We start from the raw sequence: 12260 nt of genomic DNA on the forward strand, positions 1-12260 counted from the left end.
TTCCGACGGAGGGCGGGGCGATCGGGGACTTTCGGCCCTGACCGGCGCGCCGTCCCGCCGGGAAGGGTGGAGGCGAGGGGGCGGCCCGGGGAGCGGCACGCGCGTGCGCCCCGGCCGCCGTCGAAGCGACCCTGCTGTGAGGACGTGACCATGTGCAATTACTGCGGCTGCCGGGAGTTCCCACTGATCGGCCGCCTGTCCCAGGAGCACTGGGACATCCAGGAGTGCGCGGGGGCGCTGCGCCGCGCCGTCGGAGAGCTGCGCCACGGTGACGCCGTGAGGCTGCTGGCGGACCTGATGGCCCGGCTCGTCCCGCACACCGACACCGAGGAGAGCGGGCTGTTCGCCGAGCTGCGCGCCGAGGGGTCGCTGGCCGAGGAGGTGGAGCGGCTGTGCGCCGAGCACGCCGACATCCACGGCGTCCTCGGCGCGATCGACCCGGCCGCGCCCGACTGGCCCGCCGTGCTGGACGCCGTCGACCGCCTCCACCGGCACATCGACCACGAGGAGCACGGCCTGTTCCCGGCGGCCGTCATCATGCTGCCGCTGGCCGCCTGGGACCGCATCACGCCCGGCCAGTCCCCGGCGACGACCGGCTGACCGGCTCGCCGTCACCTGCTCACCGTCGGCTGCTCACCGTCGGCTGCTCACCGTCGGCTGCCGGGCTCACGCGTACTGGCGGCGGCGGGTCAGTCCTGCGGGGCGCCGACCTTGAACAGGCCGTGCGCGCCCGCCTCCGCCTGCCGCATCGTGTGGTCCACGATCGGGTACGTGCCCGCCTCCGGGAAGACCAGCTCGGCGAAGCCGCCCTGCGCCGGGGCCAGGTCGAGCGCCTGCGCGCCGCCCGCGTCCCCGGTGCGCAGCCGGTAGGCGCCCTCCTTGTAGACCGTGTCGAACGGCGCGCCCACCACGTGCAGCGACGTGCCCGAGCTGGGACCGGCGGCCACCGCCCAGATGCGGACCCGCTCCCCCGCCGTGGCCGCCAGCGGGGCGTGGTCGTAGCCGGCGGCGGTGCCGTTGAACATCCAGCCGTCCGGGGCGCCCTGCCGGATCTTGGCGACCTGCGCCGGGCCGCCCGGCTCGCCGAGATACAGCTCGCCCTGGACCAGCAGGTACTCGCGGTCGGCCTTGGGCAGGTCCGGCGGGTCGATGACGACGGCGCCGTACATGCCGTTGGCGATGTGCTGGGTCATCGGCATGGTCGAGCAGTGGTAGAGCCAGGCCCCGGCGTAGTCGGCGCGGAAGCGGTAGGTCAGCCGCTCGCCCGGCTGGATCGTGCGCATCGGCCCGTCCGGGGCGGTGGCGCCGGCGTGGAAGTCGATGCCGTGGCCCATGGTGGCGGCGTTGACGAAGGTCACGACGAACACGTCCCCGACCTTGCCGCGCAGCACCGGGCCGGGCATGGCGCCGTTGAACGTCCAGACGCGCTGGCGCACCCCGGGCGCGACCTCCTGGACGAGCCGGTCGTCGGCGCGGATCTCGACGTGGTGCTCGGTGCCGCCGGGCGCGGGCCTGAGCGTCGCGTCGTGGGGTCGCCAGCCGGACGACATGGGCGCCGCCAGGTCGAGCGGGCCGTGCATGGCGGGGGCGGCTTCGGCCGACGTGTGCCCGGCGTGGCCGGTGGCCTCCTGGGGGCGGGACGCCGCCGAGGCGCCGGTCGGGGCCAGGAGCATGGTCATGCCCGCGGCGCGGTGCCCGGCGACCGTGCACCAGCCGTCCACCGGGCCGCCCAGCGGCGCCAGGCGCAGGGTCGCGCTCTGGCCGGGGGCCAGCGTCGGGGTGCGTTCGCCGGTCGCCAGGCGCAGGTCGTGCCGCTGGGCGTCGGCGTTGGTGACGCGCAACGTCAGCACGGTCCCCACGGGGGCCTCGATCACGGCGGGGCGGATGCGCATCCCGGACAGCGTCACCTCGACCGTGCGGGAGCCGGTCGCGGTCACCGCCGCCGGTCCCGACCCGCCGGACGTGGCGACGACGACCGCGGCGGCCGTCACCAGGCACCCGGCGACCACCCCGGCGACGGCAGGCAACGCCCGCCGCCACCCCGGCCCGGTCTCTGCCCCGGCCGCCGAGGAGGCGGCGGGTGGGCGGGGGCGGGTCAGGGCGGTGGCCGCCAGGGCGACGAAGGCCAGCGCGGCGGCCAGCACCAAGGCCCATCCCAGCAGCGCGACCGGCCGCGGCACCGGCAGGACCAGCAGCGGCACCCCCGCGTTGAGCGCCGCCAGCCGCGCCGGCCAGCCGCGCTCCAGCAGCGCCGCGTTCTCCTTGAAGCGGGCCGGACCGCCGCCCAGCACCGCGGGCAGCAGGTGCAGCAGCGACCCGAGCAGCACCTGCGCCACGAACCCGGCCAGCACCAGCGGCAGCAGCGGGGCCAGCGCGGCGGCGACCTGGTGGGCCGGCCTGGTGGCCACCACCACCAGATCGGCGGCCAGCGCCACCTCGAACCAGACGATCGCCGCGCCCAGCATCCACGCCGCGCCGGTGTGCGGCCTCCTGCGCCGCAGCGCGTCGCCCAGGGGGACGAGCGCCGCCAGCCCGCCCGCCGCGTACGCCGCCAGCCCCGCGAGCGCCACCCACCGCCAGCCCGCCAGCAGCCCGGTGACGGCCACCGCCAGTCCCGGCGCGGCCAGCCACAGGCCCGCGCGCGAGGCCCGGCGGGTACGGTCCGACATGCGGGTGCGCAGGACCGTCGGCCACAGGGTGAACAGGGTGCCGAGGACGGTGAGCCCGATCCAGCCGAAGACGTTCACCTGGGAGTGGGCGGCGCTCATGCGCTCGTGCAGCGCGCCCTGGACGGTCTGGGCGGCCATCAGCCCGCCGAGGGTGCCGCCGGCGGCGAGCGCGCAGGCGGCGGTGACGTACCAGCCGATGACGTGGCCGAACCGGCCGGGCAGCGCGCCGCGGACGAGCCGGACCAGGACGGCCGCGTGCCACAGCGCCACGCCCGCCAGCAGCGCCGCGCCCGCCGCCGCCAGGTGCCACGGCCCGTACGCCACCCCGGCGAGCACCGCGACCGTGGCCGTGTTGAGCAGGGCCAGCCGGGTCAGGCTCCCCCGCTCGGACGGGCCGCGGACGCGCAGCAGCGCCACCGTGAAGTGCTCGCTCCAGATGAGCACGGCCGTGCTGACCGCGCCCAGCAGGAACACGTGGATCAGCAGCCACGACGGCGCCGGGAGCACGTCGCCCGCCGTCGCGGCCACGACGGTCAGCGCCAGCCAGGCGACGACGATCGCGTTGGCCCGCAGGTGCCAGGACGCGCGGGCCCGCTTCGGCGGCGGCGGCAGGCCGATCGGCCGGCCGCTCTCTATACGGATGTCGACCGGCATCCCGGGCACCTTCCTGTCTGTGGCGGGCGAGGGCCGGCGGATCGGGGGCCGGCGGGTCGGGGGCCGGGACGTTCAGGCACGCCGGGCCCCTGTCCGGTCGAGGACCTCGTACACCGGGCGCCGGGGGACGCGCGGGACCGGCGGCCCGTACCCCAGCCTGATCAGCATCTGCACGTGCCCGAACGGGCCGGGCCGGTCGCCGCGGTGCTGCGGCGGGCGCAGGTCGAGCGGCTGGCTGAACATCGAGGCCGCCACGCCGTGCGCGGTGGCGGTCAGCAGGACGCGTTGCAGGGCCTGCCCGGCGCGCAGCCAGTCGTGCGGGCCGTCGCCCCGGGTGAACAGGGCGACGAGCCGCGGCTCCGGCTCGAAGTCGGCGACCTGGCCGCCGCCGAAGCCGCGCATGGGCAGTTCGCCGGAGCGCGGGCGCGGGCCGAAGGCGTGGGCGGGGACGCCGTCGGAGCCGCCTTCGGGCCGGGTCCAGCGGGCCAGCTCGGCCCGGTAGGCGGGGTCGGCGGTCAGCGTGTCGTCGGCCAGGGCGACCATGTCCAGCACCCGCCTGGCCGTCCCGCCCTTGACGAGGAGCAGCGTGGCGTCCTCGTCGTGGGCGGCGTTGACCAGGTCGAGCAGGACGTCCCTGGGCAGCGGGCGGCGCTCGAAGGGGAAGCGGTTGGTGCGCCGGTGCGGGATCATGTCGTGCAGCAGCCGCTCGTCGGGGGTGGGCGGCCCGCCGGGAGTCGCCCGTACCGTCGCCAGCAGCTCGGGCCGGCCGCCCGGGTCGGGCAGCGGCAGGACGACGGGGTCGTGCCCGGTCATCCGGACCGCCAGCCGCAGGTTGAACAGCGCGGCCCCGCAGCTGATGCCGAGCCCGCGCCCCAGGGGGTCGGTGACGGCGAGCAGCCGGTCGAGGTCGGCGTACAGCTCCATGGTGGTGTCGTCGAGGCGGCGGAAGCGCCAGGGCTGGGTGTTGTGCACCGAGGGCGCCGCGACGGCGGAGGCGACGATCCGGCGCACGCCGGCATGTGAGGCGAAGGGTCCGTCCCAGGGGCGGGCGACGCCGGTCATCGCGGGGCTCCCGGCACGACGGTTGCTGCGGGCATGTCTCCACGATGGCGCGGCCGGCGGTGCTCCCGTCAGGGACGAAAGTCCCTTTCCGCGCCTCCGATCGGCCATGATCAGGTGGCGGGCAGCGCGGCGGCCAGCAGCACGACGCCGATCGACCCCACCAGGGCACTGACGGCCATCGTCCGGGCCAGGCGGGGGCGGGCGCGGGCGGCGGCCCAGCCGTGCAGGGCGGCGGCGGCCATGACGGCGCAGAACAGCAGGAGTTTGGCGGCCAGGACGCGGCCGTAGCCGGGTTCGGCGAGCGAGGCCCAGGTGACGCCCTTGTGCCAGGCGATGGCCACGCCGGTGGCGAGCTGGAGGGGCAGGAACAGGGCGGCGGTGAGCAGCCCGAAGCGGCGGCCGACGGCGCCGAGCACCAGGGCGCGGCGCTCGTCGTCCAGCAGGCGGCGGGCCAGCGGCAGCAGGACGAGGGAGACGGCGAGCTGGCCGCCGACCCACAGCGCGGCCCCCAGCACGTGCAGGAAGCGCACCACCGACCACCAGGTCATCGCGCGCCCGCCCGGTCGCCGGGCGCCGTCCGGCGCGGGATGCCGGTCGCGCCGAGGTGGAGGCGGGCGTAGAAGTCCTCCAGCGCGGCCAGGGTGCTGTTGATCGTGCTGGTGGCGTAGCGGCCGTCCAGCTCGCCGTGGTAGGCGTGGGCGGTGCGGACGGCCACGGTCGTGTCGGCCAGCGGCTCGCCCGCCAGCAGGCCGCGGTCGGCGGCGGCGGCGACCCAGGTCAGGTAGCGGCCGACGCGGCGCAGGTAGCTGGCCTTGCTGGAGGCGGCCAGCGGCGAGCCGGCCAGCGCGGCGGCGTAGGCGGCCAGCATCGTGTCGTAGGGCGCGGCCAGCCCGCCGGGCCTTCTTCGCTCATACATGGGCGGCCAGTTCCTTCTGGTAGGGGAAGCTGCCGGGCTCGTAGGCGCACCACGGCTCCTCGCCGAGGACGTCTCCCGAGCAAGCGTAGGCGCGTGACCGGGAGCCGCCGCAGATCGTGCGGAACTCGCACGCGCCGCACCGGCCGGTCAGCCGATCGGGGTCGCGCAGCGCGGTGAACAGCGGCGAGGAGCGGTAGATCCCGGTCAGGGGCCGGTCGCGCACGTTCCCGGCGTCCAGCGGGAGGAAGCCCGAGGGGTGCACGGTCCCGGTGTGGGAGACGAAGACGAACCCGCGTCCGGCGTTGACGTCGACGGGCGGGCGGCGGCCGCGCCGCTCCTCGATCAGCCCGGCCTGCTCGGCGCGTCGCCGCAGGGTGCGGTAGAGCGGGCCGAGCCGCAGCGCCCCGGCGTGGTCCACGCCCTGCCCGGCCAGGACGAGCCGCTGCACGGCGACCCGCCGGAAGTGGTGGGCCTCGGTGGTCTTGACCGGGATCGCGGTGCCGACGTCGTGCAGGAAGTGCAGCACGTCCTCGGTCTCGTGCGGGGTCAGGGCGGCCAGGTCGCGGCCCCGGCCGGTGGGCACGAGGAAGAACACGCTCCACAGCAGCGCGCCCTCCTGGCGGACCAGGGCGGCGATGTCCGGCAGGCTCGCCAGGTTGTGGCGGGTCACGGTGGTGTTGATCTGCACCTTGAGCCCGGCCGCGCGGGCCGCCCGCCAGGCGCGCAGGGTGCGGGCGAACACGCCGTCGTAGCCGCGGAAGGCGTCGTGGACGGGCGCGGTCGCGCCGTCGAGGCTGAGCGAGACGGCGGCGGCCCCGGCCTCGCGCAGCCGGGCGAGGTTCGCCGGGCCGAGGGCGGGGGTGGCCGACGGGGACACGGCCGGGGCCAGGCCGCGGGCGCGGGCGTGGCGGACCAGGTCGAGCAGGTCGGGCCGCTCGAACGGGTCGCCGCCGGTGATCACGAACAGCGGCGGGGGCGTGCCGAAGTCCGCCACCTGGCCGATGAGCCGGCACGCCTCCTCGGTGGTCAGCTCCTCCGGGTGCCGGTCGGGCACGGCTTCGGCGCGGCAGTGCAGGCAGGCCAGCGGGCAGGCGCGGGTGGCCTCCCAGATCACGATGAACGGGCTCGCGGCGACGTCGCGCCGGACGCGGCGCAGCGGCCGTCCGCCGGGTGGTGCGGTCATGCGGGTGCTCCTCGCAGGAGGTGGTCCACGACGTCGGCGGCCGAGTGGTCGTCGGGCAGGCCGTCCAGGAAGCCGAGGTCCTGGCCCAGGGTGAGCAGGGCGGGCTCGTGGTAGCCGTCGGCGCGGTGCTGGCCCAGGCCGATGGCGGCGGTCAGCCCGTTGCACAGGCACTGGCGGCCCTCGGCCTCCTCGGCGGGCCGGCCCTTGCGGACGTAGGCGTCCACGGGTTCGGCGGGGCAGCGGTAGCCGATCGCGCCGCCGGGCCTGACGTACGGGGTGCGCAGGTAGCCCAGGTCGCACAGCCGGGGACGCCGGTCGAACACCCCGGGCTCCGACAGGGTGCCGGGCAGGCTCGCGACCTTGAACGGGAAGCCGGTGGGCGAGGCGCGCGGGTCGTTGCGCACCTCCAGCGCGCCCCGGCGGGCCCGGCTCAGCATGCGCCGCCGCAGGCCGTCGTCCAGGCCCGACTCCCGGCACAGCGCGAACGCCGTCCCGACCTGGATGCCGGCGGCTCCGGTGGCCCGCGCGCCGGCCGCGCCGCCGGGGGTGGCGTAGCCGCCGGCCAGCCAGAACGGCAGGCCGATCGCGGCGACCTTGGCGGTGTCGGCCTCGTCGCGCGGCCCGTAGACGGGTTCGCCGCGCTCGTCGAGCACCAGCCGGCCGCGCGGCGGCGCGCTGTGCCCGCCGGCCACCGGCGTCTCCAGGACGAACCCGTCGGGCCTGGTCACCGGCGAGCGGGCCAGGTAGGCGGCCAGCACGTGCGAGGAGACGATCGCCAGCAGCTTGGGACGCCGCAGCGGCTCGGCCGGGGCGGGCCGGTGCGCGGGCCACAGGGCGGCCGGGTCGAGGCCGACCGTGTGGCGGGCGTCGCCGGCCTCGGCCACGGCGACGGTGAGCTCGGCCGGGCGGTGCGCGGAGAAGGCATCGAGCAGCGCCGGGATCTCCGCCGGGATGCCGGCGCCCATCAGCACGTAGTCCACGCCGGCCAGCATCGCGCCGTAGGCGGCGGCGGGCGTGGCGAGCTGGATCTTCTCCAGGTAGTTGACGCCGACCGGCCCGTCGTGGCCCTGCTTGGCCAGGAAGACCTCGGCGAAGTTGGCGACCACGGTCAGCTCGTCGCGGGCCCGGCTGGGCCGCAGCCCGAGCCGGGGCACCGGCCGGTACGGCGTGCCGGGCGCGATCCCGCCGGGCACGAACCAGCGTCCGAGCACCCGGTCGGCGATCTCGGGGATCGGGAAGCAGGCCAGCGCCCGGCGCAGGTCGCCGCCGGGGTCGCCGCGCTGGAGGCGGCGGGCCAGGGCGACGTCCAGGGCGGTGCCCGACACCACGCCGAGCTGCCCGGTACGGGCGACCGCGCGCGCCAGCCGCCATCCGGACACCGCGACGCCCATGCCGCCCTGGATCAGGACGGGGAGCCCGGCCTCAGACACGCCGCGCCCGCAGCGTGCCGGCCCAGGTGAGCACGTCGGCGTTGATCTCCCTGGCCACCTCGCGGGTGGCCAGGATGTGCACGACGTCGTCCTCGGGCAGCGTCTCGACCATGAGCGACAGGCCGTCGCAGTCGCTGACGTGCGGCAGGATCTCCCGTGCCAGGGCGATGCCCCAGGCGGCCTGGTTCTCGTCGATCTCGCCCAGGCCGTCGATCGCGGCCAGGTCGGCCAGCTCGGCCAGCTCGCGGATGTTGCGGATCGTGTCGTCGTGGTCGCTGAGCAGCTTGTCCACGTAGTGCGCGCCGAGGACGGACGTCAGCCCCGGGTACATGGCCTCCTCCTCGTAGCGGAAGTGCGGCCCGACGGCCGCCGACAGGGCCGCCACCAGCTTCCCGGCCCGCGCCGCGTCGCCGGCGCCGAAGGCGTCGATCAGCGCCAGCAGCAGGTCCCTGACCTCGCGGTGCTCGGCGTGGAAGGTCTCGGTGAAGTGATGGCCGATGGACAGCACACAGTCCTCCAGCTGGGTCGTTCCGGACGTCGCCGGTCGCATGGTTCCCGTCCCCCGTCACTCGTCGGCGGCGAGGGTGGCGCCGCAGGTCAGCAGGGCGGCGCCGGTGAGCGTCAGCAGCCCGCCCAGGCCGATGGCCAGGTTGCCGAGCTGCCAGGCCTGGTAGGCGTTGAGCAGGGAGGCGCGCAGCATCTGGCCGGTGAAGGCGGTCTGCCGCAGGCTCTCCAGCCCGGCGTCCGCGCCGCCCGCCGCGAACAGCTCGGCGCTGACCTGCGCGTACGTCCGGCCGCCGGTGGCGGTCAGCACGTTGCGGCCGATCACCTGGGCGTAGGCCCTGGCCTGCGGGCCGGTCAGGACGGCGCGGCCCTGGTGGGCGGCGAGCCCGGCGGGCAGCCCCTTGGCGGGGAAGCTGATGGCCTGCCGGCGCAGCTCGTCGCGGATCTCGCCGCGCGCCTGGACGCCTCGGGCGGCCATGACGGGACCGGCGGCCGTCATCGCGGCGCCGGCGGCGCCCAGAAGCGCCCTCGCCGCGCCTCGGACAACGCTCATCTCATCCTCCTGGTCACGTGGATCGCCGGTGGACCGGCGGGTGGTCCGGCGGGGGGCCGCCGGGGCGGGCGGTCAGCCGGCGGCGAGCCACAGGTCGGGCCCGAAGACCTCGTAGTGCACGTCGCGGGCCGCCACGCCGGCCTTGAGCAGCGCGGCGCGCGCCTCGCGCATGAACGGCAGCGGCCCGCACAGGTAGGCGACCGCGCCCTTCGGGATCGGCACGCCGCCGAGGTCCATCAGGCCGTCGCGGTCTGGGGCCTGGGCGCCGCGCTCGTACCAGAAGACGTGGTCGGGGGCCAGGCGGGTCATGTCCTCGCGCAGCGCGTGCCGGTCGGGCGAGCGGTCGGCGTGCAGGGTCAGGACGCGGCGGCGGGAGCCGGTGGCGGCGAGGTGGTCGAGCATGGCCACCATGGGGGTGCCGCCGATGCCGGCGCTCACCAGCACCAGCGGCGCCTCGGAGTCGTCCAGGGTGACGTCGCCGAAGGGCGCCGACAGGGTGAGCTCGTCGCCCTGGCGCACGGTGGCGTGCAGCAGGGTGGACACCTCGCCGGCGGGGTCGCCGTCCACGCGCTTGACGGTGATCCGGCGCAGGCCGTCGCCGGCGTTGGACAGCGTGTACTGGCGGAGCTGGCGCACGCCGTCGGGCATCTCGGCCTGGACGCTGACGTACTGGCCGGGGCGGGCGGGCGGCGGGGGCTCCTCGCCGAGCGGGGTGAGCAGGAAGGAGGCGACGTCGGGCGTCTCCTCGCGGCGGCCGGCCACCCGCCAGCGCCGCCACGTGCGGCCCTCGACGGCGCCGGCCTCGGCGTAGAGGCGGGCCTCCATGGCGATCAGGGCGCCGGCCATCAGCCAGTAGACCTCGTCCCAGGCGGCGGCGACCTGCGGGGTGACGGCCTCGCCGAGCACCTCGGCGATCGCGCCGAACAGGTACTTGTGGACGATCACGTACTGGTCGTCGGTGACGCCGACCGCGGTGTGCTTGTGCGCGATCCGCGCGAGCAGGTGGTCGGGCCGCTGGTCGGGGTGGTCCAGGAGGGTGGTGGCGAAGGCCGCGACGGAGGCCGCCAGCGCCTTGCGCTGCTCGCCGCTGGCCTGGTTGCCGCGGTTGAACAGGCCGTCCAGCAGCTCGGGCCGGTCGGCGAACATCGTCGCGTAGAACCGCTCGGTGATCGCGTCGAGCGAGGCGCCCACGACGGGCAGCGTGGCGCGGACGACGGCGGCGGATTCCGCGGACAACATGTGACCTCCACAGTCCCAGGGGTGAGACCCGCGACCGCGGGCCGGTTCTCAGGCTAGGGAGCGCGGCCCGGCCGCTGACCGGGGCGAACGTCCGCACTTGAAGGGCCGAAGGTCCCGGACGGGACATCCGGCCGCCCGCGGGCCGGTCGGCGGGGAAGATGGGACTTTCGTCCCTGCCGCGGGCGGCGGCGGGTGCGGGATCCTGGAGAGCATGCAGCTCGACTCGTCCGGACTGCAGGTGCTCTCCGAGGAGGAGTGCTTCCTGCTGCTGTCCTCGATGCCCATCGGGCGGATCGTGTTCACCGATCGTGCCCTGCCCGCCGTCCAGCCGGTCAACTTCTGTCTCGACGGGCGGTCCATCGTGATCCGCACCGCGACCGGGTCGAAGCTGGCGGCGGCCACCCGGCGGGCCGTGGTGGCCTTCGAGGCCGACGACTTCGACGCCGGGCGGCGTACCGGCTGGTCGGTCACGGCGGTGGGGCACGCGCGCGAGGTGACCGACGCCGCCGAGCTGGCCCGCCTGGCCGGGCTGCCGCTGACGACGTGGGCGCCGGGCGAGCGGGACCACTACATCGTGGTCGAGGCCGAGCAGATCTCCGGCCGGCGCATCGCCCCCGCCCGCGCGGCCGTCGTGTGACGGGTTCCTGAACGGCCGGCGCCGCCCCCGGTCCAGGGGGCGGCGCCGGTTCTCAGTCCTCGTGCGCGGTGGTCACCAGGCCGTAGTCCCCGTCGTCGCGGCGGTAGAGCAGGCAGCCCGCTCCGGTCGCGGAGTCGGCGAAGAAGACGAACGGGAAACCGGTCAGCTCCAGCCGGTCGAGGGCCTGCGCGGCGGTGAGGCGGGGGGCGGGCAGCGGGCTGACCGAGATCGCCGCGCAGGTCGGCGCCGGCAGGTCGGGACGCGGGTCGAGCTGGGCGAGGCGGTAGCCGTCGCCGGTGCGGTAGATCACGCTGTCCTGGCCGGTCGCGGCCTCGGTGAACAGCAGGAAGTCGTAGTCGAGGTCGTCCATGTCCACGGCCGCCTCGTCGGGCACGGCGCGGGCGGCCGTGTACGTCCGGACGATCCGGCGTTCCCCGGCGGGCGGGGCGGGGTGGGACGGCCGGGGGTGGCGGCCGCGCCGGTTCTCCCAGTCGCGGGTGCTCTCCAGCAGCCGCGCCCGCAGCCGGTCGCCGAGCAGGTGGATGGCGGCGCGGGTGGAGCCGGCGCCGGCCCGGGCCCTGATGAGCCGGCCCTGGACGTCCACCACGGCCTCGGCCGTCCGCCGCTCCCCCGCGACCTGCGGTGTGGCGGCGAGCTTGACCGTCGCGCCGAGCACCGGCTCGTGGGCGAGCCGGGTCAGGTCGGCCACGGTGTGGCGGGCACGCCGCACGTCGGCCGCGCGCACGCCGCCGCCGCGGATCCTGACCTGCACGTCGTCGGCGTCAAGGGCGATGGGCCTGTGCCTCATTCGTGAACACCTTCTTCGCATCCGGTGGTGATGATCCAAGCCTCTGGCCTGGGCGGATGCGGCTGCCAGAGCCGTAGGTCCCGCCGCGCGGGGACCTACGGCCCGCCGGGCGGCGGGCGGACTCAGGAGCGGCGGTAGCCGGGATGCACGCCCGGCGTCAGGCCCTGGTCGGCGGCGACCAGCTCCAGCAGGGCGAGCAACTGGCCGCGCTGGTCGGGGCTGAGGCACGAGGTCAGGTCGGCCTCGTGCGCCATCGCGGCCTTCCTGACGTCCTCCATCACCTTCGCGCCCTGCTCGGTCAGGTGCAGCTCGTGGTTGCGGCGGTCACCGGCCGAGCGGCGCCGCTCGACCAGGCCGGCCCGGTCGAGCGGGTCGAGCAGCGCGGTGACCCGGCTGGGCACGACGCCGAGGTCGGCGGCGAGCGACTGCTGGCTGCGGCCCGGCTGGAGGGCGATCATCCGCAGCAGCCCGACGTCGGACGGCGACAGGCCGAGCTCGGCGACCCGCGCGGCGAACCGGCCGGCGGCGTGCGCGCCGAGCTGCGCGAGCAGGAAGGCGACGCCCATCGGGCGGTTGCGGGACGCGGACACAGCGCATACTGTACT

At 76.4% G+C, this 12260-nt stretch carries 13 protein-coding genes; 2 read left to right on the forward strand and 11 right to left on the reverse strand.

Annotation, left to right across the window (positions count from 1 at the left end; translation table 11 throughout):
- Nucleotides 1-150: 150 nt before the first annotated feature.
- Nucleotides 151-600, forward strand: coding sequence for a hemerythrin domain-containing protein (locus ACIBST_RS41045; protein WP_397178910.1), 450 nt, complete (start codon nucleotides 151-153; stop codon nucleotides 598-600).
- An 89-nt stretch (nucleotides 601-689) separates the two neighbouring features.
- On the opposite strand, the gene ACIBST_RS41050 is transcribed toward ACIBST_RS41045, so the two are convergent.
- The 9 genes from ACIBST_RS41050 to ACIBST_RS41090 form a co-directional block, all read right to left on the reverse strand.
- Nucleotides 690-3323 carry a multicopper oxidase domain-containing protein gene (locus tag ACIBST_RS41050; RefSeq protein ID WP_397178911.1) on the reverse strand — a complete coding sequence of 878 codons (2634 nt, stop codon included), beginning with the start codon at nucleotides 3321-3323 and terminating at the stop codon, nucleotides 690-692.
- 72 nt (nucleotides 3324-3395) lie between these two features.
- Nucleotides 3396-4385, reverse strand: a complete 990-nt coding sequence (locus ACIBST_RS41055; protein WP_397178912.1) for an Acg family FMN-binding oxidoreductase — start codon at nucleotides 4383-4385, stop codon at nucleotides 3396-3398.
- A 110-nt stretch (nucleotides 4386-4495) separates the two neighbouring features.
- Nucleotides 4496-4933 carry a hypothetical protein gene (locus ACIBST_RS41060; protein WP_352328625.1) on the reverse strand — a complete coding sequence of 146 codons (438 nt, stop codon included), beginning with the start codon at nucleotides 4931-4933 and terminating at the stop codon, nucleotides 4496-4498.
- Nucleotides 4930-5301 carry a hypothetical protein gene (locus ACIBST_RS41065; RefSeq protein ID WP_364418554.1) on the reverse strand — a complete coding sequence of 124 codons (372 nt, stop codon included), beginning with the start codon at nucleotides 5299-5301 and terminating at the stop codon, nucleotides 4930-4932. The genes ACIBST_RS41060 and ACIBST_RS41065 overlap by 4 nt, the downstream gene beginning before the upstream one ends.
- A complete protein-coding gene (locus ACIBST_RS41070; protein WP_397178913.1) occupies nucleotides 5294-6484 on the reverse strand; it encodes a TIGR04053 family radical SAM/SPASM domain-containing protein in 1191 nt (396 codons plus the stop codon). The genes ACIBST_RS41065 and ACIBST_RS41070 overlap by 8 nt, the downstream gene beginning before the upstream one ends.
- Nucleotides 6481-7914, reverse strand: coding sequence for a nitronate monooxygenase (locus tag ACIBST_RS41075; protein ID WP_397178914.1), 1434 nt, complete (start codon nucleotides 7912-7914; stop codon nucleotides 6481-6483). Before ACIBST_RS41075 ends, ACIBST_RS41070 begins: the two co-directional genes overlap by 4 nt.
- Nucleotides 7907-8464, reverse strand: a complete 558-nt coding sequence (locus tag ACIBST_RS41080; protein WP_397178915.1) for a hemerythrin domain-containing protein — start codon at nucleotides 8462-8464, stop codon at nucleotides 7907-7909. The genes ACIBST_RS41075 and ACIBST_RS41080 overlap by 8 nt, the downstream gene beginning before the upstream one ends.
- Nucleotides 8465-8479: 15 nt before the next feature.
- Complete coding sequence (locus ACIBST_RS41085; protein WP_397178916.1) at nucleotides 8480-8971, reverse strand: hypothetical protein; 492 nt, start codon at nucleotides 8969-8971, stop codon at nucleotides 8480-8482.
- Between the two features lie 72 nt (nucleotides 8972-9043).
- Nucleotides 9044-10210: a globin domain-containing protein gene (locus tag ACIBST_RS41090; RefSeq protein ID WP_397178917.1), complete on the reverse strand. Its 1167-nt coding sequence runs from the start codon at nucleotides 10208-10210 to the stop codon at nucleotides 9044-9046.
- A 211-nt stretch (nucleotides 10211-10421) separates the two neighbouring features.
- Here ACIBST_RS41090 and ACIBST_RS41095 point away from each other — a divergent pair, with 211 nt between their 5' ends.
- Nucleotides 10422-10847 (forward strand): pyridoxamine 5'-phosphate oxidase family protein, encoded by a 426-nt coding sequence (locus tag ACIBST_RS41095; protein WP_397178918.1) that lies wholly within the window; start codon nucleotides 10422-10424, stop codon nucleotides 10845-10847.
- 52 nt (nucleotides 10848-10899) lie between these two features.
- Here the strand turns inward: ACIBST_RS41095 and ACIBST_RS41100 are convergent, their stop codons facing one another.
- Nucleotides 10900-11655: a sigma 54 modulation/S30EA ribosomal C-terminal domain-containing protein gene (locus tag ACIBST_RS41100; protein WP_364393565.1), complete on the reverse strand. Its 756-nt coding sequence runs from the start codon at nucleotides 11653-11655 to the stop codon at nucleotides 10900-10902.
- A gap of 122 nt (nucleotides 11656-11777) precedes the next feature.
- Nucleotides 11778-12245 (reverse strand): MarR family winged helix-turn-helix transcriptional regulator, encoded by a 468-nt coding sequence (locus ACIBST_RS41105; RefSeq protein ID WP_397178919.1) that lies wholly within the window; start codon nucleotides 12243-12245, stop codon nucleotides 11778-11780.
- Nucleotides 12246-12260 lie beyond the last annotated feature (15 nt).

Source organism: Nonomuraea sp. NPDC049684 (assembly GCF_044465345.1).
Lineage (GTDB): Bacteria > Actinomycetota > Actinomycetes > Streptosporangiales > Streptosporangiaceae > Nonomuraea.

Bases quoted from the DNA above. Each gene is read 5' to 3' on its own strand.
- ACIBST_RS41080 (WP_397178915.1), bottom strand. From the start codon at position 8,464: ATGCGACCGGCGACGTCCGGAACGACCCAGCTGGAGGACTGTGTGCTG.
- ACIBST_RS41065 (WP_364418554.1), bottom strand. From the start codon at position 5,301: ATGTATGAGCGAAGAAGGCCCGGCGGGCTGGCCGCGCCCTACGACACG.
- ACIBST_RS41050 (WP_397178911.1), bottom strand. From the start codon at position 3,323: ATGCCGGTCGACATCCGTATAGAGAGCGGCCGGCCGATCGGCCTGCCG.
- ACIBST_RS41070 (WP_397178913.1), bottom strand. From the start codon at position 6,484: ATGACCGCACCACCCGGCGGACGGCCGCTGCGCCGCGTCCGGCGCGAC.
- ACIBST_RS41055 (WP_397178912.1), bottom strand. From the start codon at position 4,385: ATGACCGGCGTCGCCCGCCCCTGGGACGGACCCTTCGCCTCACATGCC.
- ACIBST_RS41090 (WP_397178917.1), bottom strand. From the start codon at position 10,210: ATGTTGTCCGCGGAATCCGCCGCCGTCGTCCGCGCCACGCTGCCCGTC.
- ACIBST_RS41095 (WP_397178918.1), top strand. From the start codon at position 10,422: ATGCAGCTCGACTCGTCCGGACTGCAGGTGCTCTCCGAGGAGGAGTGC.
- ACIBST_RS41085 (WP_397178916.1), bottom strand. From the start codon at position 8,971: ATGAGCGTTGTCCGAGGCGCGGCGAGGGCGCTTCTGGGCGCCGCCGGC.
- ACIBST_RS41045 (WP_397178910.1), top strand. From the start codon at position 151: ATGTGCAATTACTGCGGCTGCCGGGAGTTCCCACTGATCGGCCGCCTG.
- ACIBST_RS41100 (WP_364393565.1), bottom strand. From the start codon at position 11,655: ATGAGGCACAGGCCCATCGCCCTTGACGCCGACGACGTGCAGGTCAGG.
- ACIBST_RS41060 (WP_352328625.1), bottom strand. From the start codon at position 4,933: ATGACCTGGTGGTCGGTGGTGCGCTTCCTGCACGTGCTGGGGGCCGCG.